The organism is Polynucleobacter sp. HIN6, assembly GCF_030297575.1.
GTDB lineage: Bacteria > Pseudomonadota > Gammaproteobacteria > Burkholderiales > Burkholderiaceae > Polynucleobacter.
The window spans coordinates 572,157-597,769 of sequence record NZ_AP028137.1; the positions used below are offsets into that span (position 1 = coordinate 572,157).

Consider the following 25,613-nt stretch of genomic DNA (forward strand, 5'->3'; position numbering starts at 1 on the left):
CTTTATAATCGGATTTTGCGACTAGGGGTTTTGCATGCGACTCATACAAAAAGCACTGACCTTTGATGACGTGCTCCTTGTGCCGGCCTACTCGGCCGTCCTTCCTCGTGACACCAGTTTGGTCACCCAGTTAACTCGCGATATTACGATCAATATTCCCTTGGTATCGGCCGCGATGGATACGGTCACTGAGGGTAGGCTCGCGATTGCCATGGCAAGTGAGGGTGGTATCGGAATCATCCACAAAAATCTCAAGCCTGCCGAGCAGGCCAAAGAAGTAGCTAAAGTAAAACGTTTTGAGTCGGGAGTCCTGCGCGACCCCATCACGATTACTCCAGAAATGACCGTCCGTCAGGTGATTGCTCTATCGAGGGAGCATGGCTTTTCAGGATTCCCCGTGCTGCAAGGAAAAACCGTAGTTGGCATAATCACCAACCGCGATCTTCGGTTCGAAGAGGATTTAGATGCAAGCGTGAGGACCAAGATGACCCCACGTGATCGTCTTATCACCGTGAAGGAGGGCGCAAGCCTTGAGGAGGCCAAGCGCTTAATGAGTAAGCATCGCTTAGAGCGCGTACTCGTTGTGAACGATGCCTTCGAGTTACGCGGCTTAGTGACCGTTAAGGATATTTTGAAGGCGACCGAGCATCCCAATGCTGCTAAAGATGGTGAGGGTAAGTTGCGCGTTGGCGCTGCCGTCGGTGTGGGCCCGGATAACGATGAACGTGTTGAGCTGCTGGTGAAGGCCGGTGTTGATGTGATTGTGGTCGATACCGCACATGGCCATAGTCAAGGCGTTCTCGATCGTGTGAAATGGGTCAAGAAGCACTACCCTCAGGTTCAAGTGATTGGCGGCAATATAGCGACTGGCGAGGCTGCGAAAGCACTAGCAGACCATGGTGCTGATGGTGTAAAAGTCGGCATTGGTCCGGGCTCGATTTGCACCACCCGCATCGTGGCGGGCGTCGGAGTTCCACAAATTACGGCCGTGGTGAATGTTGCCAATGCGCTTAAGGGAAGCGGTATTCCATTAATTGCAGACGGCGGTGTGCGCTACTCAGGAGATGTTGCAAAAGCCCTTGCTGCGGGTGCCAATAGCGTCATGATGGGTGGCATGTTTGCTGGGACGGAAGAAGCCCCTGGTGAGGTCTTTTTATATCAAGGACGATCCTATAAGAGTTATCGTGGCATGGGTTCATTAGGCGCCATGGCCGATGGTGCTGCTGATCGCTACTTCCAAGAAGATATCAGCGCAGCCAATGCCGAGAAATTAGTCCCCGAGGGGATTGAGGGGCAGGTGCCTTACAAAGGAAGTGTCCTGAGTATCTTGCATCAACTGAGTGGTGGTATTCGTTCGTCGATGGGCTATTGTGGTTGCAAAACCATTGCGGAATTACATGAGAAGGCCAGTTTTGTGGAGATTACTTCTGCAGGCGTACGAGAGTCGCACGTCCATGATGTGAAGATCACGAAGGAAGCCCCTAACTATCACATTGACTAAGAGTCGCTTGGGCAAAACTGTGCACGATACGATTCTGATTCTGGATTTTGGTTCGCAAGTTACCCAATTGATTGCCCGCCGTGTGCGGGAGTCAAAAGTCTATTCTGAGATCTGGCCGTATGACTCGGATCCGGAACGAATCAAAACATTTGTTCAAGAGCGTCGCTGCAAAGGAATCATTCTTTCGGGTGGACCAAGTTCAGTGACGGAGCCCAATAGTCCTAGGACCCCCGAAATTGTTTTCCAACTTAATGTTCCAGTTCTAGGTATTTGTTACGGCATGCAAACGATGGCCACCCAATTGGGCGGTCGGGTTGCTTCAGCCGAGTCTTTGGGAAAAGCACGTGAGTTTGGGTATGCCGAGGTGCGTGCCCGGGGCCATACGGATTTGCTAAATGGCATTGAGGACCATCGCACCGCCGAGGGACATGGAATTCTCAAAGTATGGATGAGTCATGGCGACTCAGTTACTGAGCTACCTCCAGGGTTTAAGTTAATGGCCTCGACGCCATCCTGCCCCATTGCAGGAATGGCCAATGAAGAAAAACATTTCTACGGCCTGCAATTTCATCCTGAGGTCACTCACACCTTAAAGGGCAAAGAGATCTTAAATCGTTTTGTACATGAAATTTGCCGATGCCGGGCTGATTGGGTAATGGGTGACTACATTGCTGAAGCAGTAGCGAAGATCAAGGAGCAAGTCGGTAGCGACGAAGTTATTTTGGGACTGTCGGGCGGCGTGGACTCCAGCGTGGCTGCAGCCCTGATTCATCGAGCCATTGGACCTCAACTAACGTGCGTATTTGTCGATCATGGCTTGCTGCGCCTTCATGAAGGCAAGATGGTGATGGATATGTTTGCCCGGAACTTAGGGGTCAAGGTGATTCATGTGGACGCCTCTCATGAGTTCCTGTCCCAGTTAAAGGGTGTGACCGATCCGGAGCAAAAGCGCAAAATCATCGGTAAAGAGTTTGTGGAGGTATTTCAGCGCGAGTCTGGCAAGATCAAAAATGCCAAGTGGCTTGCCCAGGGTACGATTTATCCGGATGTCATTGAGTCAGCAGGTCAGGGTAAAAATAGTGCCCACACCATTAAGAGCCATCACAATGTTGGTGGATTGCCTGAGGATATGCACCTCAAACTTCTTGAGCCATTACGAGAGTTATTTAAAGATGAAGTGCGAGCCTTGGGCGTTGAGCTAGGTTTGCCAAAAGAGATGGTCGATCGCCATCCCTTCCCAGGCCCAGGACTGGGCGTCCGAATTTTAGGGGAGGTTAAACCCGAGTTTGCCGATCTTTTGCGCAGAGCGGATGCCATCTTTATCGAAGAACTTCGTAATACGATTGATCCAAGCACCAAGCAATCTTGGTACGCATTAACGAGTCAGGCATTTGCAGTCTTTTTACCTGTGAAATCGGTTGGCGTGATGGGCGATGGACGTACTTATGAATACGTCGTTGCACTGCGTGCAGTGCAAACCCAAGACTTCATGACTGCGCACTGGGCTCATCTGCCACATGAACTGCTAGGTAAGGTATCGAATCGCATCATTAATGAAGTGCGCGGTATTAATCGTGTGGTCTTTGACATCAGTGGGAAGCCACCCTCCACAATCGAGTGGGAATAGCTATTTGTCTTTAGGAGTTTGTATGAACCCCCTACGTCGTCTGGTCATTAGTTCAGCTGCTTTAGCTCCCTTAGGTTGCGCAACCGCTACCTTTGACCGCGGAATTCCGGTAGCCGCTCCCAAAAAAATCCCCAGTGTGCGTTCACCCCAATTGGGCCAGGAGTGGACTTATCTGCAGTTCGATACATTCTCAAGTAAGTTACTCGATGTGGTGACCGAGCGTGTTGAGATTGTTGGGCCAGGAGTCACGATCTCCCGTAGCAATCAAGATGGCGCAACGCTTCCAAGTGAGATTCAATCGTCATGGGGAATGATTGCAACGGATCCGCATTGGGGCCGAATCTTGAACTATGGCCCCCCGATTCCTCTTTGGCCAGAGCAGATACAGGCCAACTGGAGCAAACAATTTACAACGCGCTATTCGATTGCAGGATATTCGGATAACTCATTTGGTTGGCAGCAGTATATGTACTGCGCTGGCTGGGAAAGGCTCAAGGTTCCAGCTGGAGAATTCACCTGTTTGCGCTATCAGAACCTAATTAATTTTCAGAGTGATGATGCCAATAAAGTGGATTGCATTCGCCATGAAATCATTTGGTTTGCTCCAGAGATTGGTCGCTGGGTCGCACGCGAATCTTCTGGTTCCTATCAAATCCAGGGCCAAATTGGTGCGGTATTACTCGAGAACAGCACAGCCTGGCAATTGCGATCCTGGAAATAGTCTAGTGTTATTCAGATACCTTTCTTGGCGAAGTGCGGCCACTGTGATGGCTAGTTTGTTATTGACCGCCTGTCTGGGTTCGGTGTCTCACATCCCCAAGAGTGAGATTACCCCTCCTAAGCCCACCCCAGTCATTCGAGTACCTGCAGTGGGGCAGCAGTGGGTCTATGAAGTTCGCAATATTTTTAATGGCGAGTTGGTTGATATTTTGACCGAGACCGTGGTCTCAGTGAGCCCAAAAGTACAAATTGCCAGAGAGGGTAAAAAACTGGGTAAGTTACCCGATGAGATTCAAGAGCCTTGGGGAATGATTTTGCAAGATCCCCACTGGACCCCACCGCAACGATTTACTAAAGCTGTTCCACTCTGGCCACAAGAAATGAAGCCTGGCTGGTCTGGGTTTTATCGGACCCGCTATCAGGTAGTTGGATTTCCAGATAATGATTTTTATTGGGGCTTAACCATTCAAGCAAATGCTTGGAATCGAATTAAAACTCAGGCTGGTGAGTTTGATGCTCTCTATTATGTGAACACCGCAGATTATTTTGAGAGCGACGACTTCATGCGCTACGTCAATAATCGACGTGATCAAGTTTGGTTTGTCCCACAAATTGGACGCTGGGTGGTGCGTGAGAGTTTTGGTGAGTATCTCTGGCTGGGGATGGTCGGCTGGTCCCAGTCTATCAAGGAGGACTATCTACGCTGGGAACTAATTTCTTGGAAGTAAGTCCGGTTTATGTATTCCGTTAAAGAAATTTTTGCAACTTTGCAAGGTGAGGGAGCTCAGGCTGGGCGGGCCGCTGTATTTTGCCGATTTGCAGGTTGCAATCTATGGTCTGGGCGTGAGGAAGATCGTTCATCTGCTATTTGCCAGTTCTGTGACACGGATTTTGTCGGAACCGACGGTATTGGGGGCGGTAAGTTCGTAAGCCCGGAGGAGCTTGCGCAGGCGATTGAAAATGCTTGGATTGACTCCATGGGAACGCGACTTTATCGCTTTGTAGTGATGACCGGTGGAGAGCCTTTATTACAGCTCGATGAACCTTTAATTAAAGCCTTGCATGCCAAGCAGTTTGAGATCGCAATTGAAACGAATGGAACGATTGCGGTTCCCAAAGGGATTGACTGGGTTTGCTTAAGCCCTAAGGCTGGGGCTGATCTCATTGTGAAGCAGGCTCATGAAATTAAGTTGGTCGTTCCGCAAGCAGGGCATCAACCAATTGAATCCGTTTTGCATCGCTTTGAGGCAATGGACTTTCGCCACCGTTATATCCAGGCCATGGATGGACCAAATCTAAGCGACAATATGGCCTTTGCGATCCAACTGTGCCAAAAGTATCCACTATGGCGCTTAAGTGTGCAAACCCACAAGATGATTGGAATTCGGTAATGCAGCAACTCACGATAACTCGCCGCCTCGAATTTGATGCGGGCCATCGCATTCCCAATCATGGTGGGCAATGCCGCCACTTGCACGGCCATCGCTATGCAATCGAGTTAACCGTTGAAGGTCCTGTCCATGAAAGTCGCGGGCAGGCAGATGACGGTATGGTGATTGACTTTGGTGATATCAAACGCATTGCATTGACCCATTTGGTGGAGCCCTGGGATCATGCATTTTTGGTTGCCAAGCAGGACACCTTGCTACTGAACTTCCTCAAAAGCCTGCCTAACCATAAAACCGTCGTATTGGATGATGTGCCTACAGTTGAGAACCTGGTTAAGTTTGCTTTTGATCGTTTAGCACCAATTTTTGCAGCCGAGACCCAAGGAAAACTTTCCCTTTCTAGTGTGCGGCTCTATGAGACCCCCAATTGCTGGGCTGATTATCCTGTTCGAGTGGCTTAAGGACTAATGGTATCGCCACAAGACGAAGCGTTTATGCGTCTTGCCATCCTGCAAGCTCAAAAGGCTGCGGCGTGTAATGAGGTTCCGGTGGGTGCAGTCCTCGTGTTTGATGATCAAGTGATTGGTCATGGTTATAACCAGCCAATTGGCTTACATGATCCCAGTGCCCATGCTGAGATGATGGCAATTCGGGAGGCGGCAAAATCCCTTGAAAACTACCGAATTCCGCAATCAACCCTGTACGTGACGTTGGAACCCTGTGCAATGTGCTGTGGAGCCATTCTTCATGCTAGAGTCAAACGTGTGGTGTTTGGTGCGGCCGATCCTAAAACAGGAATGGCCGGTAGTGTTGCCAACCTCTTTGACCTGAAAGCGATTAATCATCAAACAGATATTGAGGGCGGTGTTCTGGCAGAAGAGTGCGGCAATTTATTAAGAGAGTTTTTTAAACAACGACGTTCATGAAGATTCATTTAATTGCTCCGTCTGGCGCAAGTCCTGATATGCGTAGTCCAGAAGCCGGTTTACGCTGGCTCAAAGAGCAGGGCGTTGTGGTGCATAACGCGGCCTGCACTGAGCGTGTGCATGAGCGTTTTGCAGGTACCGATCACGAGCGCTTAGCGGAGATGAATGCGATTCCTACAGTTGATCCCAACGAGGTCGTCATGGCGGTTCGGGGTGGTTATGGACTTCATCGCTTGCTTGATGCAATTGCCTGGAAAGAGATAGCAATTTCAGTAAAACAGGGGTTGCAAATTTGTGGGCATAGCGATTTCACGGGATTTCATTTGGGGTTACTTGCTAAAACTGGGGCGATGAGTCTAGCTGGACCCATGCTCAATTATGATTTTGGGCCACTGAACGAGTATGGCGAGCCACAAACTCCAAGCGCTTTTACCTGGCGTCACTTTCAAACCGCGATTCAGTCGCGCCGCATGAGTGTGGCAGTGCCCGATCTTCAGCACTTTGCCGGTGAAGTTGATCTCTCCCAAAACATTCAGGGGATGTTGTGGGGCGGTAATCTCAGTATTCTGACTACGCTATTAGGAACCGCCTATTTTCCAAGTGCTAAGCAGATTCAGGGTGGGATTCTATTTCTTGAAGACGTGAATGAGCATCCCTATCGCATTGAGCGAATGCTCTTGCAGCTTCATGAAGCTGGGGTACTTGCCAGTCAGCAGGCCATCATTTTGGGACACTTTAATCAATACCGCTTGTACGAAGTCGATCGTGGCTATCAATTAGATAGTGCGATTCGATACATTCGGGAGCGCTTGACCAAGAAGACCCCAATTCTTACCGGGCTGCCATTTGGTCATGTGACCGATAAATTAACCCTACCTGTTGGTGCCCATGTCAACCTACAAGCGAGCTTAAAAGGATTTGTATTGGAAGGAAAATGGTAAAACGTGCACTACAAGCAATTATCTCCAGCCTGATTTTTTTGGTATCCACACCACTCATGGCACTCGAAGAACCAAAATACACTGTAATTGAAAGCGCTGCTCCATTTGAGTTGCGCCAATATGCGCCCATGATCATCGCCGAGGTTACTGTGGATGGGGATATGAGTGATGCGGGAAGCAAGGGGTTTCGCTTAATCGCTGGATATATTTTTGGTAAAAATCAAAGCAAAGCCAATCTATCGAACGATGCAAAATCAAATGAAAAGATTGCAATGACCGTTCCAGTCACCATGGAGCCTGCCAGCGAGAAGATTGCCATGACCGCACCAGTTACGATGGAAAACCAAGCGGGACCCAATCAATGGCGGATGTTCTTTGTGATGCCTAGTCAGTACACCTTAGCTACCTTGCCAACACCGCTAAGCCCTGAGGTTAAGCTCAAAGAGGTTCCGGCGCAGCGGAAGGCCGTTATTAGTTTTACTGGGTTTAATTCGGAAGAAAAGACGCAAGAGAAGACTGCAGAACTCAGGGCTTGGATGAAATCGAAGAATCTAACCCCATTGGGTGAGCCACAATTGGCGCGTTACAACCCACCTTGGAGCATTCCTTTTCTGCGACGCAATGAGGTTATGCTGGACTACTAGTTTCTAAGTCAAACCTTGCGCCCGTATCCTCGCCCAAGACCCTTTGTAAGATTGGTAGGGCTCTTTCTAGAAAGGGCGCCAAGGTCCAAACAGGATTAATCACCCATACCCCGCTGGACTGGAGTCGCTTCTCACCAACCGAATGAGAGATACGTAACTCGGCTCTTAGCCATGGGCGTTGGAATTGCTCAGATAAAGTTCGTAAGCGCTTGATGAGTTGTTTGGACTCTGGGCGCTGTAAGACGGGATACCAAATCAGATAAGTACCGGTTGCAAATCGGTCTAAGGCCTCATGTAAGCTGGTTTCGACTGCTCGGTAATCGGATTTGAGCTCATACGATGGATCCATGAGGATCAAACCCCGACGGCTTGGTGGGGGTAGCAGAGACTTTAGGAATGTGAAACCATCGTGTTGGCGTACTTCAATCTGGGAGCGCTTATCTAGGCTTGCAATATTGGTTTGTAAAACACCAATGTCACTTGGGTGAAGCTCAAATAATCGAAGGCGATCTTGAGAGCGTAGGAGATGCGCCATGATCAATGGAGAGCCAGGATAGACATCTAGCGCCCCTTTGGGATTGCAATCTACAATCACCTCTCGATAAGGCTTAAAGTCTGAGTTATCAAACTCCGGGCTTGCCCATAGACGATCGATTCCGCCTTGCGATTCTTGGCTAATTACCGCATAACCATCGCGCAGTGAATAGATACCTGCACCCGCATGGGTATCAATAAACATTACTGCCCCATCTTTTTCTTGCAGGTATTGCGCACTATGTATCAGCACTAAGTGTTTTAAAACATCGGCATGATTACCCGCATGAAATGCGTGGCGATAACTAAACATTGGACTGCGGTTTATTTTGGCGCATTACAAACACCAGTAGTGTGATGAGAACAAGCGCGCTACCGAGGTGTTGTAAAAGTTGGTTGTGCGGAAAATCCAAAACCGTAGTTTGCAAAATATAGAGCTCCAAGATCCCCGCTACTGCAATGATCCGAGGAATGAGGCTAGTTGGGGTAAGGTATTGATACTTCACATGATTCATGAGGCGACTAGCAATCAGCCCACACCAGATACCGAGTGCGGACCCCACCAAAATATCCCCCGGCCAGTGGGCACCAACGGCACTGCGTGATATACCGGTCAGAGTAGCAATCACAAATAACACAAGCAATAAATTACGACGTGCTGGACTGGTGGAAAAAAATAAGGCGCTTGCTACCGAGAACACCGTGAGAGTATGACCAGAAGGGAGCGCATGTTGAAGTAAGGGATTACCCAAAATCGTAAAACTGTTCTCTGCTAATACGCCTGCAGGTCTGGGTAAATTAATCAAGGGTTTTAAGATGAGACTAAGGATGGCTGCAAAGCCGCCAGCGAGCAGAGCGGCACAGAGCTGCCGAGGAGCAATGATGAGCAGGGGAAAGCAGAAGGCAAACACTCCCCAACCATTGCCTAAGAATGTAAACCATGCCCACACCCAGTTTGGTAGAACTTGAGCAGCTTGATTCATCCACAAAAAGAGTTCAACTTCGTGCCCACTCAATACCAAGGTGAGCCAAAGGATGAGTGGCAAAAGTGGAACTGCCCAGGCACGACCCAGTGACATGGGCATCTTTATGACGCGCGGGCGCGATCAGCCGCAGTAATTTGCACAGCTAATTGCTCCATAACCTGGGACACCGAAATGGATTTCATGCACACATTATCTTGACACGGTGTCTTGCGATGGTTGGCTGCACTGACGCACGGTGAGCAGGCGAGGTTGGCAGTGATCGGAATGGAGTTACCGAGCGAACCGTATAGAGCCGGAGTCTCTGGTCCAAATAACACCACCGTATGCAAGGCAGTAACGGATGAGAAATGCCCAGGACCCGAATCATTGGTCACCATCGCATGCGCAAGCGTATAGAGGGCAGGGAGTTCAGAGAAACGAACATGGCCAGCAAAATTCAGAGCGCGCTTGACGTTGGCTGCCAAGCGTACACCCTCAACATAGGTATGCTCTGCAGGTGATCCGGTAATTAGGATTAAGTCTTCGGGATAGCGCTGATGAACTGCCATAATGAGTTCGGAGAAGCGTTCAGGAGCCCAACGCCGTTGAGGTAATAAATCACTGGCATTTGGATTAATCAAAATGATGCGCTGCTGGCCCACTTTGAATGGAATGAGAGCTTGCTGAGCTAAATTCTCAATCCGGATCTGCAAGTTTTGTTTTACACTAGGATCGATGACCGCCTGAGCGAGACGAATTTCATCATCGGTAATCGCAATTTTGCTAAATGGCAACTCTTCCCGCTCAGCAAATGCAGCGTATACCAAAGAAATAAAATTCTTGGCAATATGAATATGGGGGTTGTAATGCACCTTGCGTGTGAGCATGGTGCCACGCCATAAACCTTCACCATGAAAAATATCGTACCCGACCCGTCGTTTTGCACCGCATAAACCCGTTAATAGGGCAGTAAAGCGCGAGAAGAGTTCTAAATCAATTACGGTATCAATGCGATGAATGCGGGCTTTGGCTAAAAATCCCAAGGTATCAAGTGCCAACTTCCAAAGACTCGAGGAGTCAATCGTAAAAATATGTTTGGGGTTTACAGTGTTAAGCAAACTCAAGCTTGCCGCATTGCTCTTGAAGATCAAGAAGTAAATCTCTGCGCCATTTGCTTGTGCTTTACGCATGGCAGGATCCACCAAAATTGCACTACCCATCTCAGAGAGTTCAATAAATAGGAGTCGCTTGGGGGGGCCTGATTTTCTGAATGGTTTTGCAATCAAATCGAATAAAGCCACAATCGGACTGGCAAGAGCGCAAAGCGGGACACCCACCCAGTGATCAATGGTTCGCATTGCGTTAACGCTGATTGCCATTCTATTTTCCTAACAGTCGAAGACTGTATTTTATGCTGAGCGGGGCCTACTTCCGTTTAAGTAGTTGATAGGCGCCTGGAAGAACACATAACAGGGTAATGGCCCCATAACTAATTGACCCCAAAACAGTCAATGATGGGCTCACGCCCCAGAGGGCCAACACTGATGCCAAGGTGGCCTCACGCAGACCCCAACCAGAAATACTAATGGGCAGCATTAATAGCAAACTCAAGGCTGGTAAACCGATCATAAGAGCCTCGGTGGGAACATCCGCTCCATAGGCTTTTAAACAAAAGCCAAGCGCCAGAATATTAAAACAATGAATGCCTACCGCAAAAATAGCTTGCCCAATATTGGTTGGCCAAGCAAAGGCAAACCGAATTCCAGGTAAGGCATGATCCAAAGAAAAGCGTGTTAGAAGCGAACGAATCATGGTCATTAATGGTTGATAGGTCAGCGCAAAGGCTAATGCAACACCGCCACCCAGCATCAGTGCTAAGACCCAATACCCCAACTCGGTTCCCCAGGAGGCCAGGGTAGCCCCACCCAATACCAAACCAATCCCACCCAAGATGTTATTTCCCATGAGACCGACCACGCGATCCAAAAGGGTCATTGCAAAGCCTAGCCGTAATTTTGGGTTCTGCTTAGCAAGGTCTTCAGCATGAGAAAGCTCTTTTGTAAGCTCTTGTTGTTGACTGAGCTGGCCGCTAGGAGTTAAGTGCGTACCGGCAATGGCTCGGTAACTATCACCACCTAAAGTGCTCGGTAAGCCCTGATTAATTAATCCCCCCGAGAAATACAGCCCAATGTATCCTATTAGGCTCCCCTGAAATCCTGCGCGTCGCATGAACAATCCCCAACGTAGGCCACCGCATACAAAGGCGGCAGTAATGCACAGCGCACCAGCAACTAGCCATTGGGCCTCTAGTTGCAACTCGGATTCAAAAAGGGTTTTCCAATCAATACCGCTCGTCGCTTTCCACAGCAATGCAATCGATAGAACAATCCGAATCGTGGGCCAACTCTTCTTTAGTACGGTTTTCCATGAGGCGCTCATGGGCGTAAGGATAATGCCTCTCGCTGCGGGTTTGCCTTTCCGCCCCAACCCTGGCAGTAACTGAGCTCAAATTGGCTAAGTGCTTCACCCATATGGCCGATGCTCAGTCGATCCAAGGGGCGACAGGTCCGAAATTGACCTTCCCCCACCGGAGGCTTAAAGGACATTTGTGACCAATTGAGCAAAATAACATTCGATCCCTCGGGCAGTGACCCAAACCATAGATCAAATTGATCAAATCGATCATCCAATACAAAAACAGAGGTTGGTCTGGCATACCAAGCGACTCGGCTTGCCAAGGTCCAGTTCTGGACTGCAATACCACTTGCCTTGAGTTCTTTCACCAAAAGATTAGCAAGTGTGGATGCAGAACGCCAACCATATAAATCAGCTAGCGGATTCGATTTCATCTGATTAGCAACTGGATAGCCGGCGGTCATTACGAGTGTTAGTCCGACGACAACCAGCGTCCCTTGGATTGCCAAAAACAAACTAATCAACCAACGCTTGCCTTGCTCCCACCAAAGTGCAAGCCCAACGCCCGCTAAAGGGGCTAAGCAAAACCAAGCAGGTGTGGTCCAGTGCGGCAAGCCGCCACCTCCGGACAAGATAGCAAATACTGCAAAGGGGAGCGCAAAGAAAATAAATAACACCACCAGCTTTTTGGAAGGCTGGGCTAATGACGAGCGCAGCATACTCCACGAGCCCAGTAAGGGCAGAAATCCAAACACGCCGATTTGGATTCCAATAAAAGTGGCCACTCGGCGCCATTTCCATTCACCACCGGCGCCATGATCAATTTGATATCGAAATGAGATCCAGTCATGGGCGGCATTCCACAGAAGAACAGGACTAATGAGAAGCAGTGCAATCAAGATGGCAATGTAAAACCCTGGCTCCCGCAAGACGCTCCACCGTGGGACGGTCAAGCAAGCAACGCTAAATGCCAGTGCATATAAAACAGCTGTGTATTTACTCAATCCAGCCAATCCAAACAACACCCCCAATAGAATCCATTGGCTAAAACGATATTGCCCATCTTGCACAATCCACCGCAGGGCCATCCACAAAATACCGAGGGCAAGAGGCGTTAATAGGGAGTCAGGTACCAGCCCAACAGCTAGTACATGCGGTAGGGGGGCAAAAACAATCACTGCAACGGCAAATAATCCCGCACGTGAGAACGATTGCGTCTCTGATTTTGGGTGATAAAGATTCCAGAGTTGCTCGGCAATCTGATAGACCAGCGCGCAGGAGATAATCCACAGCACAATCGGAATGAGTCGCAAAATGCCATCGGGCGCATCAATTGCGACTAGCGGCCACTGTATCCAGCCCACCAGCGGCGGGTGATCAAAATAACTCCATGCAAGACGATCTGCATAGAGGGCATAATGCGCCTCATCAACCGATAGCTCAGTCGTAAAGCCCAATGCCAAATGAATAATTGTGCCGAGCGCAATCAGAATAAATGCCCAAGCATAGGGTGTTTGCTTGGTAATTAGCGTCGACATGGAACGTCAGACTTTGTTAGCTATGTAAAGTTGGTAAAGAGCGTGATAGCCATCGCGTGCCATCCCGTCATCGAGCATTAGTTGGTAGAGACGCTTTGCTTGCTCCAAGCCAGGTAAATGAAGTCCCATCTGCTCTGCAGATTCAACTGCAAGACCAATGTCTTTCATAAAGTGCTCGGCCATAAATCCTGGGGCAAAGTCGCCTTTAATTATGCGCGGCCCTTGCACATTGAGCTGGGTGCCGCCTGCTGCGCCACTACCAATCACTTTGAGGACCGCCGAGGCATCAAGCCCCGCCGCTTGGGCATAGCGAATACCCTCGCAAACTCCCATGATGGTCGATGCAATCACAATTTGATTGCAGAGTTTGGCATGCTGACCGGATCCAGCAGGACCTAGTAGCGCAATGTTATTGCCCATGCATTGCAAGATTGGTAAAGCACATTCATAAGCACTTGGATCACCACCAACCATGATGGAAAGACGCGCATCGCGTGCGCCAATATCACCACCGGATACCGGTGCATCTAGAACAAAGACTTGTCGTTCACGAGCGAGTTTTGCAATTCGCACAGCCAATGCTGGACTAGAGGTGGTCATATCAATGGCAATGCAGTTTGGCTTTGCGCCAGCCAAAATACCATTCGTTCCTAAATAAACCTCTTCAACGTCTTTGGGATAGCCAATGATGGTGATCACCACATCGCACTGAGCAGCCAATTCTTTTGGAGAAGAATGCCAAATCGCTCCTTGCTCAAGTAATGCCGCTGCCTTCTCGGGAGAGCGGTTAAAAAGATGCAATGGATAGCCCGCCTTTAATAGGTGCGAAGCCATGCTCTTGCCCATGATGCCAGTGCCAATAAAACCAATAGCTGGCAAGGATGTTGTTCTAGAGTTCATGGACCTATTTTAAAGGGGCTGGGCTCGCACAGGTTTGCGCTGAACCCCAAGCCAGATCAGGGCAAGGGCAATGATTGTGAGCGGAACAATTGATCCTAAATTAAGGAGGGTCCAGCCTTGCGTCGTGATTAGAACGCCGGAGCTCAATGCAGACAAAGCGGTGGCTAGAAACACAAAGAAATTAATGGCACCTTGAGCCTTATCACGCTCCGATGGGCGATAAGCCTCTAAGGCTAGGGTGGTACTACTCGTAAATAGAAAGTTCCAACCCACCCCCAGTAAAAATAGTGCAGTCAAAAAATGGAAAAAAGTAATGCCTGATAGAGCAATCATGACGCAGGCGATGTTGAGTACCACTCCCATTCGCAAGACCCACATCACGCCGATACGCTTAATGAGGGCGCCAGTAAAAAATCCAGGAGCAAACATGCCAATCACATGCCACTCAAGAACCCATGCGGTTTTATCAAAACTAAATTGACAGGCTTCCATCGCTAAGGGTGTTGCCGCCATGAGTAGGTTCATTACACCGTAGGCGAGTGCGGCAGTAAGAGTGCAAACAATAAATAAGGGCTGGCGCATGATTTCGGAGAGAGGGCGACCTGGCTCTTGGTTTGGATCCACGCGTTTTTCAGGAAAGTGAATCTGACTAATCACTGCGAATGCGATCACCGCAACACCAGCTAAGGTGATATAGGCACCCGCAAAGGGTTGCATAAACCAATCACGCGTCCAGCTTGCCATATTGGGCCCTAAAACAGCGCCCAAGATACCCCCAGCTAGTACCCAAGAGATCGCTTTCTCTTTAGCGGTTTTGTCGGCAAGTTCAGCAGCTGCAAACCGATAGAGTTGAGCATTGGCGTTATAAAACCCCGCAATGATTGTTCCAAGGTTTAAAAGCCAAAATTGTTTCTCTAAGGTCGCAAAGGCACACAAGAGCGATGAGAACAGGGCTACGAGCAAGGCAATCTGAAAGGAGCGCTTGCGACCTAAGCGCTGTTGAACTCTAGCCACGAGGGTAGTTGCCATGGCGCTGCCCACCACATACGCCATCACCGGCAGAGTTGCTAACCAAGGCTCGGGTGCCAGCGCGAAACCCACTAAGCCATTAATGGCAATAAAGGTAACGTTATTGGTGAGATAAAGCCCCTGTGCCAGGGTCAGAAACCAGAGATTTTTATTCATTCTGCACGGTCATAAAAGCTCTACGATAATGCATTGCATGATGCGTAGGCATACTGCTCTAATCCCTTTGTATCTTTTTCTTGGCTATCTGCTTCAAGGTTGCGCCGGGTTTGGTACTGACTCTAGTCAGTCCAGTGCAGATAAGCTCGACCCCTTGGTGGCTCGTGAAGATATCAAGAAGTTTTCAGCACAACCTGCGAATGAACCCCTTAGAGGATGGAGCTTTTATCGCTTGGCACCCTATAAGAAAAATACTGCTTATCGCCTTGAGAACTACCAGGGTCGAACAGTGCTCAGTGCGAATGCAAAAAAATCAGCCTCAGGGTTGGCGGTAAAACTCAAACCTCGGCCATCGCAACATCTTTGGCTAGAGTGGGAATGGAAAGCCACCGGTACTTTAGATAAAGCAAATAATTTAGATCGATATGCGGATGATGCGCCATTGCGAATCCTAGTTGCATTTGATGGCGATCGATCAAAGTTAACTTTGAAAGACAAAATGGTCGGTGAGCTTGCGCAGATCATGAGTGGACAAGAAATGCCGTACGCCACATTAATGTATATCTGGTCACCTAATGGTCAGCTCAATCAAATCAAGCCAAATTCACATACGAATCGGATCAAGATGATTGCAGTCGATGCCGGTAAAGAAAACCTCGGACAATGGCGTAAGCACAGCAGAGACCTAACCGCTGACTATGAAGCGGCTTATGGTTACGCACCAGGGAATTTGATTGGAATTGCACTCTTGACGGATACAGACAATACCAACTCTGAAACCAAAGCCTATTATGGGGATATTGAGCTGAAATATAAGAACTACAAGCCCAATTAATCACTGGCTTGGGAAATTTCCTTTAGTTCCCGTTATGATCACTTTAAAAGATATATTTCTTGCATTAGAAACGCTTTAAGGAGACAAAATTGTCGGTTAGTACGGAACAGGTTCAACAAGCCCTCAAAGGGGTAAAGGATCCAAATACACAAATTGATTTTGTGAGCTCAAAATCAGTTCGTAATCTCAAAGTCAATGATGGAGATGTTTCTCTCGATATTGTTTTGGGTTATCCAGCTAAAAGCCAAATTGATCTGATTCGTCAATTAGTGGTCAGTGCCATTCGAGAACTTCCTGGGGTAAAAAATGTCAGCGTGGCGATTACCACCGATATTGTCGCGCACGCTGTGCAACGTGGAGTCAAGTTACTCCCTGGTGTAAAAAATATTATTGCAGTCGCCAGCGGTAAGGGCGGTGTTGGAAAATCAACCACCGCAGTGAATCTAGCCTTGGCATTAGCTGCTGAGGGCGCTCAAGTCGGAATCTTGGATGCGGATATCTATGGCCCCAGTCAGCCCATGATGCTTGGCATCACTGGGCGCCCCGAGTCGCTAGCCGAGAATACGATTGAACCGATGGAAGGACATGGCTTGCAAGCGAGTTCAATTGGATTTTTGATTGAGCCCGATAACCCGATGGTGTGGCGAGGCCCCATGGTGACCTCGGCCTTAGAGCAGCTATTACGCCAAACACGTTGGCGTGACCTTGACTATCTGATTGTGGATATGCCACCAGGAACTGGTGACATTCAGTTAACACTTTCACAAAAGGTTCCGGTCACCGGATCCGTGATTGTCACCACACCTCAAGATATCGCTCTGCTTGACGCGCGCAAGGGTCTCAAAATGTTTGAGAAAGTGGGAATTCCTATCATCGGCATTATTGAGAACATGAGTACCTATGTGTGTCCGAAATGCAATCACGAAGAGCATATCTTTGGTGAGGGCGGTGGCAAGAAAATGTGCCAAGACTATGGCGTTGACTTTCTTGGTGCTCTCCCATTAAATCTTTCGATTCGTGAACAGGCAGACTCTGGAAGACCCACGGTGGTCGCAGATCCTGATGGCGCAATTAGCTCAATCTATAAAGGGATTGCGCGACAAGTCGCCATTCGCATTGCCAACCTTAGCAAAGACATGACCAGTAAGTTCCCTAGCATTGTGGTGCAAAAGACCTAACGGATCATACTATGCGTTTTGCCATCGTCATTCGAAAGCAAAAGATTGATAATCCATGGCAAAACTATCGTTGGTGTTTACTTCAGGTTGTTCCTGATATTGGGCAGTTTGGTAATTCTTTAGAACAGGCGGGTACACCCATTAACCCTAAGGTGGTTGGACGACTTCTAGAGCGGGATGATGATGGCGAGTCTTGGGTATTCGCAGGATTTGACTTCCAGTTCTTTCGGGATGAGGCTGAGGGCTACTATTTAAATTCCACCTCACCCGATCCATGTTGGTTTGTGATGTGGCGTCTTGAAACTGATTTCGAGTCTTATTTAGAGCCAAATTCAATTCCGATGGTAAGTAATGATGATGGGGCGGGGCTTGCAATACCTCATCGATTAATGTTGAGCTACAACGAGGCAGCCCGATTGATTGATGGGGGGGAGCAGGTCGATACAAGCCCACTGCAAGACGAGATGAAAGTATTCTTAGCCCAATACGTTGCAGAGAATTACAAACCGGAGCCCAAAAAACGTGCGAAGCCAGCCTCCTTTAAAGGCGCCAACCGCCCAGCGGAGCCTTAATGGCCGAAGATAATTTTTTATCTCGCTGGTCTCGAAAAAAAGCTGGGCTTGCAGAAGAGGCCGCTCCAGCGCCATCGACTGCTCCCGTTACTAAAGCACCCGATACGCTATTAAAAGAAGTAAATGATGAAGTAAGTAATGAAGAAAAAAAAGAAATTTTTGCCCCAGATCAGGCGCAGCAGCCCCCGACTCCAACCATTGAGGATGTTGAAAAAATTGATGTGAAATCACCTGATTTCTCGGCCTTTATGCGTCCCGATGTCGATCCTGTCGTACAGCAGGCCGCTCTTAAGAAAATGTTCAGCGATCCGCACTTTAATGTGATGGATGGTTTGGATATTTATATTGATGATTACTCAAAACCCGATCCAATTCCACTGGATATGCTCAAACGCATGCAGCAATCTGAGCTCTTGGGTATCTTCAAATCGACCGAGGAGCTCTATCCCGATAGTAAGCAAGACGCCTTGGATCAAGCGGATGCAATTCAAACATCGGCCAAGGAACATACGCAAATTGAGCAATCATCACAACCAGCTCCCATGGATAACCAGGACGCTGCTCAGCCAATCGATATAGAATCAGATTCATTAAACCCAAAAGTAGTTGATGAGAAACCTAGTGGAGAGAGACAGGCAAAACGCGATTCCGATACTTCAGGGTCTTAGCGCGAAGCTTTAAAACAAAATGAGTAAAAAATTAGTCTGCGACTGCAATCGCAGTATGCCTCTTGACCCAAAAGAAATGGGCATGCCCATTCATACATCCTTATGCCGCCAAGAGGTGGGACAGTTTCTAAATGCTCTAAATGAGTCTGAGCCGATTGTGGTCGCTTGTACGCAAGAGCGTGCTTTGTTTACTGAACTTGCGAGTCAGGCAGAAAAACCTCTGATTGCACCCCTTCAATTTGTCAACATTCGTGAGATGGCTGGATGGTCTAAGGATGCGAAGGAATCACACCCAAAGATCAAGGCTTTACTTTCAGTAACCGATTTGCCTGAGCCCGATGCGGTTCCGATTGTTGACTATCACAGCGATGGACGCGTACTGATCATCGGACCTGGAGATCAAGCCATCTATTGGGCGCAGCGCCTTGGTCAGTCATTGGAAGTGAGTGTCTTGTTAACGGAGCCCAGCCCGTTGCCCACTGGGCGAAGCTACCCAGTATTTACTGGAAAGATTACAAGTCTCGAAGGTTATCTAGGGCGCTTTATCGCCAAATGGGAGCTTACTAATCCCATTGATCCAGAGATGTGTACGCGATGCGGGGCATGTGTTGCTGTATGCCCTGAAAATGCGATCGATTTGTCGTTTCAAATTGATTTGGATAAATGCAAATCCCACCGTGCTTGCGTCACTGCGTGTGCTGGCATCGGCGCAATTAATTTTGAGCGAGCAGAACGTTCTCGTGAGGGCGAGTTTGATCTGATTCTTGATCTGCAAACGAATCCTAGTATTCAAATTAGTCAAAAACCTCAGGGATATTTTGCGCCTGGCGTAGATCGATTCGAGCAATCCTTGGCAGCCAGTCAATTGCTTGGAATGGTTGGTGAGTTTGAGAAGCCAAAATATTTTGCCTATACCGAAAAAATTTGTGCCCATGGACGTAATGGCAAGGTCGGTTGCTCCGCATGTATTGATGTGTGTTCAACAAAAGCAATTCAGTCAGTATTTAAGGATGGACAGGGTAAGGTAGAAGTCAATCCAAACCTCTGTATGGGATGCGGCGCTTGTGCGACGGTTTGTCCATCAGGCGCGATGCGTTATAACTTTCCAAGCGTCGCGTATCAGGGACGGGAGATCAAAACACTGGCACAAACCTATTTAAACGGTATTGGTAGTTCGAAGCCTGGTCATAATGCGCCAAGCTTATTGATACATAGCCAACAGGCTGGTACTACTCTTTTGGAGAATCTTGGGCGAGCTGCCCGCACAAAACCAAAAGAAATTGTTGGGCTGCCTGCATTTGTGATTCCATTTGCTGTTGAACATATTGCTTCAACCGGAATTGATTTGTGGTTTGGTGCAATGTCGTATGGTTTCGGTGAGGTTGTTTTGCTACTGAGTGGTGACGAAGACCCTGGATACCGAAGTGCGCTTACCGAGCAGGCTGACTTGGCCAATTCGATTTCACAAGCATTAGGCTATGGCCAACGTGTACGCTGCATCATGGCTTCCTCAAGTTCGGATATCAATGCAGTTAATCAGGTCATGGCTGAGTTACTTAATCGTAAAGCCCAAAAATTAATGGCACCTCCGGCAAGCTTTGCTTTGGCGATGCAAAAGCGCGAGACCCTTGAAATGAGTTTGGAGCATTTATTGGAATTTGCTCCACAGGCACTCCCCGCCGAGGGTGTTCCACTGCCAGCCCACTCACCCTTAGGGGCAATTGCGGTCAATAAAGAGGCGTGCACGCTTTGCATGTCCTGTGTGGGGGCATGCCCTGAGGGCGCTTTATTGGATAACCCCGATGAGCCACAGCTCTCATTTATCGAAAAACAGTGTGTGCAGTGCGGACTATGTGAGCAAACCTGCCCTGAAAACGCAATCACTTTAAGCCCTCGCTTGAGTTCGATTGAGCAGCGCAAGCAAAAGGTTTTACTCAATAAAACCGAGCCATTCCATTGCATCAGCTGTGGCAAGGCATTTGGAACCCTGAAGATGGTCGAGTTGATGCTTGGTCGAATTGGCACCCATCACGCTTTCTCAGGTGAGGCTTTGAATCGCCTGAAAATGTGTAGCGATTGCCGTGTCGTGGATATGATGAAAAAAGAACTGTGAACAACATTCATGAGCGAAGCAAATATTCCCCAGACACCAGAACTTAGCCAAGAGGGCTTAGCTGAAGACTTGGCACGTGCCGATTTGTATGGCTTACTCGCAAACTTATTTTTTCAGCCGCCAGATCAAGTATTGCTCGATCAAATAAGCGCATCTGGAAATGCAGATAACCCAGATAATCAGGCACCATTGGCAAGTGTTTGGACCGACTTGGTTGAGGCAGCCAAGCATAGTAAGGCATCGGATTGGAAGGCCGAATACGACAGTAGTTTTTTGGGAGTCGGCAAACCCAATGTGTTTTTATATGGCTCCTACTATCTCGCTGGGCATTTGCATGAAAAGCCGCTCCTAGACATTAGGCGTTCACTTTTGCAATTTGGACTGGAGACCTCTGATTCAGTTGCCGAAACCGAGGATCATATTGCAGCCTTATTTGAGGTCATGCGTTACCTCATCGCAGGGGAGGATGTGGAGATAGCGAATTTGACTAATCAGCGAATATTTTTCAACGATCATATTCGCCCTTGGTATGACGAATTGTGCGATGCAATCGACGCTGATCCGGAAACCCATTTGTACAAAGCCGTCTCGGCCCTGACTCGAGAGTTTTTGGCGATTGAGGGTCAAAGTTTTGATATGGTTTAGTCAAATTTAATTGACGCCATCGTTTTTGCATTTAAGGGTAAGTCCTAGCCATAAAAACATGCAAAAACTTACATAAATTATTTAATTCTTCTACACTAAAACTGTTGAAATGCATCAACTATATTCGTGTAAAGGAATATTTATGGACAGCAAAAAAGTTGTAGACGCTCAAGAAAAATCCAAACCATCGCGTCGTAAATTTTTCATTGGCGCGGGAGTCACTGTTGGTGCGGCTGCTGTTGCTTCTCAAACACCGCTTGGTCAGGCGATTGTTCAGGATGTTGCTGAGGCAGTTACCAGTAAGCCTGATGGCTATCATCTGACCGCTCACATTAAGAAGTATTACCAAACAACGCTCGTTTAATCGAGCGTTTTTTATTGAACGAACTTATTTATCGCTTATCGCAGGAGTCTCACCATGAGCCTAACTCGCAAATCAACCTCAACCTCTAGCCGGGTTCCATCGCAACTGATTGGTAGCCTATCCCGCGGATTGCGTTCAGCAGTTCCGACTATGGACCGCCGTACGTTCTTAAAACGTTCCGGTATTGGTGTTGGTGCTGGTATTGCCGCTACTCAATTAAATATGCTCCAAAAAGCGAATGCGGCTGAGACCAAAGCGATGCTTGATGGCAAAGGCAAGATTGAAGTGAAGCGCACAGTTTGTACCCATTGCTCAGTGGGGTGCTCGTTTGATGCAACCGTTGAAAATGGGGTTTGGGTTCGTCAAGATCCCGTGTTTGAATCGCCTATCAATATGGGTGGCGCATGCGCAAAGGGCGCTGCATTACGTGAGCATGGGCATGGCGACTATCGTTTGCGCACCCCCATGAAGTTAGTGGATGGCAAATACCAGAAAATTTCTTGGGATCAGGCGCTTGATGAGATTACCGCCAAGATGAAAGATCTGCGTTCAAAGTACACGCCAGACTCCATCTTCTTTATTGGCTCATCAAAGTACAACAACGAGCAAGCCTATTTGCTCCGTAAGTTTGTGTCGTTCTACGGCACCAATAATACCGACCACCAGGCGCGTATTTGCCACTCGACCACCGTTGCAGGTGTGGCAAATACCTGGGGTTATGGTGCAATGACTAATAGCTACAACGACATGATGAACTCGAAGGCGGCGTTATATATCGGCTCGAATGCTGCTGAGGCGCACCCTGTTTCCATGTTGCATATGTTGCATGCAAAAGAGAATGGTTGCAAAGTCATCGTGGTCGATCCGCGCTATACCCGAACCGCCGCAAAATCGGATCAATATGTGCGGATTCGTTCTGGTACAGACATCCCATTCCTCTTTGGTGTGCTGTATCACATCTTCCAAAATGGTTGGGAGGACAAGAAGTACATCAACGACCGTGTCTTTGGTATGGACGACATTCGCAAAGAGGTCATGGAAAAGTGGACACCAGCTAATGTCGAAGAGGCTTGCGGAGTTCCAGAGGCGCAAGTTAAGCGAGTTGCAGAAACTATGGCTAAGAATCGTCCAGGAACGATTGTTTGGTGTATGGGGCAAACGCAGCACACCGTTGGTAATGCCATGGTTCGCGCTTCTTGCATCTTGCAATTAGCGCTCGGTAATATTGGCGTGTCCGGTGGTGGCGCCAACATCTTCCGTGGCCACGATAATGTTCAGGGCGCAACCGATGTTGGTCCAAACCCAGATTCTTTACCAGGCTACTATGGCCTTGCCGCTGGTTCGTGGAAACACTACGCTGCTGTATGGGGTGTTGACTATGAGTGGATCAAAGGTCGCTATGCTCCTGACATGATGGAGAAGTCGGGCACTACCGTTTCTCGTTGGGTTGATGCCGTCCTTGAAAAAGATGACATGGTTGATCAAGCCACCGCAGTAAAAGGCGTGTTCTTCTGGGGCCATGCACCAAACTCGCAAACCCGTGGCTTGGATATGAAGCGCGCCATGGATAAATTAGACCTTTTGGTAGTGGTCGATCCCTATCCAAGCGCAACGGCTGCAATGGCAGCGATGCCACCTGCTCCTGGTGGGACGGTTAATAAAAACCGCGCCGTGTATTTGCTACCAACTACAACTCAGTTTGAGTGCGCAGGTTCCGCAACCGCATCGAATCGTTCAGTGCAGTGGCGCGAGAAGGTGATCGATCCGCTCTTCGAGTCTGTTCCTGATCATGTTCTGATGCAAGCTTTTGCTGACCGCTTGGGCTTTGGAAAAGAGCTCTCGAAGAACTTCAAGATGCTGGATTCTAAGTTTGCTGGTAAGAACTGGAAAGAGCCCGAAGTTGAGTCGATCTTGCGCGAAATTAATCAGGCCGTTTGGACGATTGGTTATACCGGCCAGACACCAGAGCGTTTGAAGGCACATATGCGCATGATGAGCGTGTTTGACCCGAAAACACTGCGCTCACGTGGTGGCAAAGATCCAGTTACTGGTTATGACACAGCCGGTGATTATTTTGGATTGCCATGGCCATGCTTTGGTAATGCCGCGCTCAAACACCCTGGTTCACCCAACCTCTATGACACAAGTAAGCACGTGATGGATGGTGGTGGTAATTTCCGAGCCAACTTTGGTGTTGAGAAGGATGGTAAGTCACTCTTGGCTGCTGATGGTTCGTTCTCGAAGGGTGCTGACATCAAAACTGGATACCCAGAGGTAGACCATGTTTTCTTGAAGAAGTTAGGTTGGTGGAATGAGCTCACTGAGGATGAGAAAAAAGCTGCCGAAGGAAAGAACTGGAAGACCGACCTTTCTGGTGGAATCATCCGTGTCACCATGAAAAACCATGGCTGCCATCCATTTGGAAATGCTAAAGCACGTGCCGTGGTTTGGAACTTTCCTGATCCAATTCCAATTCACCGCGAAGCGCTCTATAGCACTCGTCCAGACATGGTCGCGAAGTACCCAACCCACGATGACGTGAAGACCTTCTGGCGCTTGCCGACCTTGTTTAAGACAGTTCAGAACAAAGCAATTGAAGATAAGCTTTATGAAAAGTTCCCCATCATTTTGACCTCGGGTCGCTTAGTGGAATACGAGGGTGGTGGTGAAGAGACTCGATCGAACCCATGGCTTGCAGAGTTACAGCAAGAGAACTTTGTGGAGATTAATCCGAGTGCAGCAGCCCGGCGAGGTATCAAAAATTGGGACTTTGTTTGGGTGAAATCACCAACGGGTGCCAAGATCAAGGTGCGCGCATTAGTAACCGAACGCGTAGCCCCAGATACTGCCTTTGTGCCTTTCCATTTCTCGGGATGGTGGGAAGGAAAAGATCTGCTCGATTTTTATCCAAAAGGAGCCTATCCGATTGTTCGTGGTGAGGCCGTTAATACCGGCACCACTTATGGATATGACCGCGTAACCATGATGCAAGAGACCAAGACCACGATCTGTCAGATCGAAAAGGCTGCTTAACTAACACCGCAAAGTCAGGAGATTAACTATGGCAAGAATGAAATTTATCTGCGACGCAGAACGGTGTATTGAATGCAACGGTTGCGTTACAGCATGTAAGAACGAGAATGAGGTACCTTGGGGTGTTAATCGCCGAAGGGTAGTTACCATTAATGATGGTGTCGTTGGTGCTGAAAAATCCATCTCAGTAGCATGTATGCATTGTGCAGACGCACCATGTATGGCTGTTTGCCCAGTCGATTGCTTCTATCGTACCGATGAGGGCGTGGTACTTCATAACAAGGACACCTGCATTGGATGCGGCTATTGTTCATATGCCTGTCCATTTGGCGCACCTCAGTTCCCAAGCTCTGGCGTGTTTGGTTTACGTGGCAAGATGGATAAGTGCACCTTCTGCAGCGGTGGTCCCGAGAAGAACGGCAGCGTCGCTGAGTTCGAGAAGTATGGCCGTAATCGTCTAGCCGAGGGTAAGTTGCCACTCTGTGCTGAGCTATGCTCTACTAAAGCGCTCATCGGTGGCGATGGCGATGTAATTGCCGATGTGTTCCGAACCCGTGTGGTGAAGCGGATGGCTGCCGGTAAGAATGCTGGAGCTGATGTGTTTGGTTGGGCAACTGCTTACGGCAAACCCAATGCTCCCGCACCCGCTGCTAAACCAGCCGCTGGAGGTAAATCATGAAACTCGCCCTAACGAGCGCCTTAGTTGTAACCGCTTTATTGGCTGGCTGTAACGAGGCGAATGTGGGTACCTCAGCGTCTAAGCGACCCGATATGGCTCCTTACATGGGTGCTGATAATGGGTTTATGGCGAAAGGTTGGAAACCAGGTGATCAGGCGAGCTGGAATGCTGAGATTACGAAGCGGAATCAGTTTCAGTCTGAGTACAGCAGAATCAAATAAAAATTAGAATAATTTGGAGAT

26 protein-coding genes are annotated in these 25,613 nt (G+C 48.5%); 19 read left to right on the forward strand and 7 right to left on the reverse strand.

Features of this window, described 5'->3' with window-relative positions:
- Nucleotides 1-34: 34 nt before the first annotated feature.
- From guaB to QUE66_RS02955, 9 genes are read left to right on the forward strand one after another with little or no spacing between them, the layout of a single operon-like run.
- Entirely contained in the window at nt 35-1,501 is a 1,467-nt protein-coding gene (gene guaB, locus QUE66_RS02915; protein ID WP_286224353.1) for an IMP dehydrogenase, read from the forward strand.
- A gap of 19 nt (nt 1,502-1,520) precedes the next feature.
- Nucleotides 1,521-3,128, forward strand: a complete 1,608-nt coding sequence (gene guaA, locus QUE66_RS02920) for a glutamine-hydrolyzing GMP synthase (RefSeq protein WP_286224716.1) — start codon at nt 1,521-1,523, stop codon at nt 3,126-3,128.
- Between the two features lie 22 nt (nt 3,129-3,150).
- Nucleotides 3,151-3,849 (forward strand): hypothetical protein, encoded by a 699-nt coding sequence (locus tag QUE66_RS02925; protein ID WP_286224354.1) that lies wholly within the window; start codon nt 3,151-3,153, stop codon nt 3,847-3,849.
- Between the two features lie 46 nt (nt 3,850-3,895).
- The gene (locus QUE66_RS02930) at nt 3,896-4,576 is read left to right on the forward strand and encodes a hypothetical protein (protein WP_286224355.1); all 681 of its coding nucleotides are present in this window, start codon (nt 3,896-3,898) and stop codon (nt 4,574-4,576) included.
- A gap of 9 nt (nt 4,577-4,585) precedes the next feature.
- The gene (gene queE / locus QUE66_RS02935; protein ID WP_286224356.1) at nt 4,586-5,239 is read left to right on the forward strand and encodes a 7-carboxy-7-deazaguanine synthase; all 654 of its coding nucleotides are present in this window, start codon (nt 4,586-4,588) and stop codon (nt 5,237-5,239) included.
- On the forward strand, nt 5,239-5,697 hold the full coding sequence (locus QUE66_RS02940; RefSeq protein WP_286224357.1) for a 6-pyruvoyl trahydropterin synthase family protein: 459 nt from the start codon (nt 5,239-5,241) through the stop codon (nt 5,695-5,697). The genes queE and QUE66_RS02940 overlap by 1 nt, the downstream gene beginning before the upstream one ends.
- A gap of 6 nt (nt 5,698-5,703) precedes the next feature.
- Nucleotides 5,704-6,162, forward strand: coding sequence for a tRNA adenosine(34) deaminase TadA (gene tadA, locus QUE66_RS02945; protein ID WP_286224358.1), 459 nt, complete (start codon nt 5,704-5,706; stop codon nt 6,160-6,162).
- Nucleotides 6,159-7,103, forward strand: a complete 945-nt coding sequence (locus QUE66_RS02950; protein ID WP_286224359.1) for an LD-carboxypeptidase — start codon at nt 6,159-6,161, stop codon at nt 7,101-7,103. Before tadA ends, QUE66_RS02950 begins: the two co-directional genes overlap by 4 nt.
- Nucleotides 7,097-7,747: an SOUL family heme-binding protein gene (locus QUE66_RS02955; protein ID WP_286224360.1), complete on the forward strand. Its 651-nt coding sequence runs from the start codon at nt 7,097-7,099 to the stop codon at nt 7,745-7,747. The genes QUE66_RS02950 and QUE66_RS02955 overlap by 7 nt, the downstream gene beginning before the upstream one ends.
- Here the strand turns inward: QUE66_RS02955 and QUE66_RS02960 are convergent.
- The 7 genes from QUE66_RS02960 to QUE66_RS02990 are packed head-to-tail and all read right to left on the reverse strand — an operon-like array spanning nt 7,731 to nt 15,284.
- A complete protein-coding gene (locus tag QUE66_RS02960) occupies nt 7,731-8,594 on the reverse strand; it encodes a 23S rRNA (adenine(2030)-N(6))-methyltransferase RlmJ (RefSeq protein ID WP_286224361.1) in 864 nt (287 codons plus the stop codon). The two genes, QUE66_RS02955 and QUE66_RS02960, sit on opposite strands and share 17 nt — an antisense overlap.
- A complete protein-coding gene (locus tag QUE66_RS02965; RefSeq protein WP_286224362.1) occupies nt 8,587-9,366 on the reverse strand; it encodes a phosphatase PAP2 family protein in 780 nt (259 codons plus the stop codon). Before QUE66_RS02965 ends, QUE66_RS02960 begins: the two co-directional genes overlap by 8 nt.
- A 2-nt stretch (nt 9,367-9,368) precedes the next feature.
- Nucleotides 9,369-10,625, reverse strand: coding sequence for a glycosyltransferase family 9 protein (locus QUE66_RS02970; RefSeq protein ID WP_286224363.1), 1,257 nt, complete (start codon nt 10,623-10,625; stop codon nt 9,369-9,371).
- Between the two features lie 46 nt (nt 10,626-10,671).
- Nucleotides 10,672-11,685, reverse strand: coding sequence for a lysylphosphatidylglycerol synthase transmembrane domain-containing protein (locus QUE66_RS02975; protein ID WP_286224364.1), 1,014 nt, complete (start codon nt 11,683-11,685; stop codon nt 10,672-10,674).
- Entirely contained in the window at nt 11,682-13,199 is a 1,518-nt protein-coding gene (locus QUE66_RS02980) for an ArnT family glycosyltransferase (protein ID WP_286224365.1), read from the reverse strand. The genes QUE66_RS02975 and QUE66_RS02980 overlap by 4 nt, the downstream gene beginning before the upstream one ends.
- A gap of 6 nt (nt 13,200-13,205) precedes the next feature.
- Nucleotides 13,206-14,099 carry an NAD(P)-dependent oxidoreductase gene (locus tag QUE66_RS02985; protein WP_286224366.1) on the reverse strand — a complete coding sequence of 298 codons (894 nt, stop codon included), beginning with the start codon at nt 14,097-14,099 and terminating at the stop codon, nt 13,206-13,208.
- 9 nt (nt 14,100-14,108) lie between these two features.
- Nucleotides 14,109-15,284 (reverse strand): MFS transporter, encoded by a 1,176-nt coding sequence (locus QUE66_RS02990; RefSeq protein ID WP_286224368.1) that lies wholly within the window; start codon nt 15,282-15,284, stop codon nt 14,109-14,111.
- Nucleotides 15,285-15,321: 37 nt separating this feature from the next.
- Here QUE66_RS02990 and QUE66_RS02995 point away from each other — a divergent pair, with 37 nt between their 5' ends.
- The 10 genes from QUE66_RS02995 (at nt 15,322) to QUE66_RS03040 (ending at nt 25,592) form a co-directional block, all read left to right on the forward strand.
- Entirely contained in the window at nt 15,322-16,119 is a 798-nt protein-coding gene (locus tag QUE66_RS02995; protein ID WP_286224370.1) for a DUF3047 domain-containing protein, read from the forward strand.
- Nucleotides 16,120-16,208: 89 nt separating this feature from the next.
- Nucleotides 16,209-17,297 (forward strand): iron-sulfur cluster carrier protein ApbC, encoded by a 1,089-nt coding sequence (gene apbC, locus QUE66_RS03000; protein ID WP_286224372.1) that lies wholly within the window; start codon nt 16,209-16,211, stop codon nt 17,295-17,297.
- 11 nt (nt 17,298-17,308) lie between these two features.
- Nucleotides 17,309-17,869: a DUF3305 domain-containing protein gene (locus QUE66_RS03005; RefSeq protein ID WP_286224374.1), complete on the forward strand. Its 561-nt coding sequence runs from the start codon at nt 17,309-17,311 to the stop codon at nt 17,867-17,869.
- Nucleotides 17,869-18,537 (forward strand): DUF3306 domain-containing protein, encoded by a 669-nt coding sequence (locus QUE66_RS03010; RefSeq protein WP_286224375.1) that lies wholly within the window; start codon nt 17,869-17,871, stop codon nt 18,535-18,537. The genes QUE66_RS03005 and QUE66_RS03010 overlap by 1 nt, the downstream gene beginning before the upstream one ends.
- Nucleotides 18,538-18,592: 55 nt before the next feature.
- Entirely contained in the window at nt 18,593-20,650 is a 2,058-nt protein-coding gene (locus QUE66_RS03015) for a 4Fe-4S binding protein (protein ID WP_286224377.1), read from the forward strand.
- A gap of 9 nt (nt 20,651-20,659) precedes the next feature.
- Complete coding sequence (locus tag QUE66_RS03020; protein ID WP_286224378.1) at nt 20,660-21,295, forward strand: TorD/DmsD family molecular chaperone; 636 nt, start codon at nt 20,660-20,662, stop codon at nt 21,293-21,295.
- A gap of 142 nt (nt 21,296-21,437) precedes the next feature.
- A complete protein-coding gene (locus QUE66_RS03025) occupies nt 21,438-21,659 on the forward strand; it encodes a formate dehydrogenase (RefSeq protein WP_108508114.1) in 222 nt (73 codons plus the stop codon).
- 54 nt (nt 21,660-21,713) lie between these two features.
- Nucleotides 21,714-24,692 carry a formate dehydrogenase subunit alpha gene (locus QUE66_RS03030; protein WP_286224380.1) on the forward strand — a complete coding sequence of 993 codons (2,979 nt, stop codon included), beginning with the start codon at nt 21,714-21,716 and terminating at the stop codon, nt 24,690-24,692.
- Nucleotides 24,693-24,720: 28 nt separating this feature from the next.
- Nucleotides 24,721-25,371 carry a formate dehydrogenase FDH3 subunit beta gene (gene fdh3B, locus QUE66_RS03035; RefSeq protein ID WP_286224382.1) on the forward strand — a complete coding sequence of 217 codons (651 nt, stop codon included), beginning with the start codon at nt 24,721-24,723 and terminating at the stop codon, nt 25,369-25,371.
- Nucleotides 25,368-25,592, forward strand: coding sequence for a hypothetical protein (locus tag QUE66_RS03040; RefSeq protein WP_286224383.1), 225 nt, complete (start codon nt 25,368-25,370; stop codon nt 25,590-25,592). The genes fdh3B and QUE66_RS03040 overlap by 4 nt, the downstream gene beginning before the upstream one ends.
- Nucleotides 25,593-25,613 lie beyond the last annotated feature (21 nt).

Bases quoted from the DNA above. Each gene is read 5' to 3' on its own strand.
- guaB (WP_286224353.1), top strand. From the start codon at position 35: ATGCGACTCATACAAAAAGCACTGACCTTTGATGACGTGCTCCTTGTG.
- QUE66_RS02925 (WP_286224354.1), top strand. From the start codon at position 3,151: ATGAACCCCCTACGTCGTCTGGTCATTAGTTCAGCTGCTTTAGCTCCC.
- QUE66_RS02930 (WP_286224355.1), top strand. From the start codon at position 3,896: ATGGCTAGTTTGTTATTGACCGCCTGTCTGGGTTCGGTGTCTCACATC.
- queE (WP_286224356.1), top strand. From the start codon at position 4,586: ATGTATTCCGTTAAAGAAATTTTTGCAACTTTGCAAGGTGAGGGAGCT.
- QUE66_RS02940 (WP_286224357.1), top strand. From the start codon at position 5,239: ATGCAGCAACTCACGATAACTCGCCGCCTCGAATTTGATGCGGGCCAT.
- tadA (WP_286224358.1), top strand. From the start codon at position 5,704: ATGGTATCGCCACAAGACGAAGCGTTTATGCGTCTTGCCATCCTGCAA.
- QUE66_RS02950 (WP_286224359.1), top strand. From the start codon at position 6,159: ATGAAGATTCATTTAATTGCTCCGTCTGGCGCAAGTCCTGATATGCGT.
- QUE66_RS02955 (WP_286224360.1), top strand. From the start codon at position 7,097: ATGGTAAAACGTGCACTACAAGCAATTATCTCCAGCCTGATTTTTTTG.
- QUE66_RS02960 (WP_286224361.1), bottom strand. From the start codon at position 8,594: ATGTTTAGTTATCGCCACGCATTTCATGCGGGTAATCATGCCGATGTT.
- QUE66_RS02965 (WP_286224362.1), bottom strand. From the start codon at position 9,366: ATGCCCATGTCACTGGGTCGTGCCTGGGCAGTTCCACTTTTGCCACTC.
- QUE66_RS02970 (WP_286224363.1), bottom strand. From the start codon at position 10,625: ATGGCAATCAGCGTTAACGCAATGCGAACCATTGATCACTGGGTGGGT.
- QUE66_RS02975 (WP_286224364.1), bottom strand. From the start codon at position 11,685: ATGAGCGCCTCATGGAAAACCGTACTAAAGAAGAGTTGGCCCACGATT.
- QUE66_RS02980 (WP_286224365.1), bottom strand. From the start codon at position 13,199: ATGTCGACGCTAATTACCAAGCAAACACCCTATGCTTGGGCATTTATT.
- QUE66_RS02985 (WP_286224366.1), bottom strand. From the start codon at position 14,099: ATGAACTCTAGAACAACATCCTTGCCAGCTATTGGTTTTATTGGCACT.
- QUE66_RS02990 (WP_286224368.1), bottom strand. From the start codon at position 15,284: ATGAATAAAAATCTCTGGTTTCTGACCCTGGCACAGGGGCTTTATCTC.
- QUE66_RS02995 (WP_286224370.1), top strand. From the start codon at position 15,322: ATGATGCGTAGGCATACTGCTCTAATCCCTTTGTATCTTTTTCTTGGC.
- QUE66_RS03005 (WP_286224374.1), top strand. From the start codon at position 17,309: ATGCGTTTTGCCATCGTCATTCGAAAGCAAAAGATTGATAATCCATGG.
- QUE66_RS03010 (WP_286224375.1), top strand. From the start codon at position 17,869: ATGGCCGAAGATAATTTTTTATCTCGCTGGTCTCGAAAAAAAGCTGGG.
- QUE66_RS03015 (WP_286224377.1), top strand. From the start codon at position 18,593: ATGCCTCTTGACCCAAAAGAAATGGGCATGCCCATTCATACATCCTTA.
- QUE66_RS03020 (WP_286224378.1), top strand. From the start codon at position 20,660: ATGAGCGAAGCAAATATTCCCCAGACACCAGAACTTAGCCAAGAGGGC.
- QUE66_RS03025 (WP_108508114.1), top strand. From the start codon at position 21,438: ATGGACAGCAAAAAAGTTGTAGACGCTCAAGAAAAATCCAAACCATCG.
- QUE66_RS03030 (WP_286224380.1), top strand. From the start codon at position 21,714: ATGAGCCTAACTCGCAAATCAACCTCAACCTCTAGCCGGGTTCCATCG.
- fdh3B (WP_286224382.1), top strand. From the start codon at position 24,721: ATGGCAAGAATGAAATTTATCTGCGACGCAGAACGGTGTATTGAATGC.
- QUE66_RS03040 (WP_286224383.1), top strand. From the start codon at position 25,368: ATGAAACTCGCCCTAACGAGCGCCTTAGTTGTAACCGCTTTATTGGCT.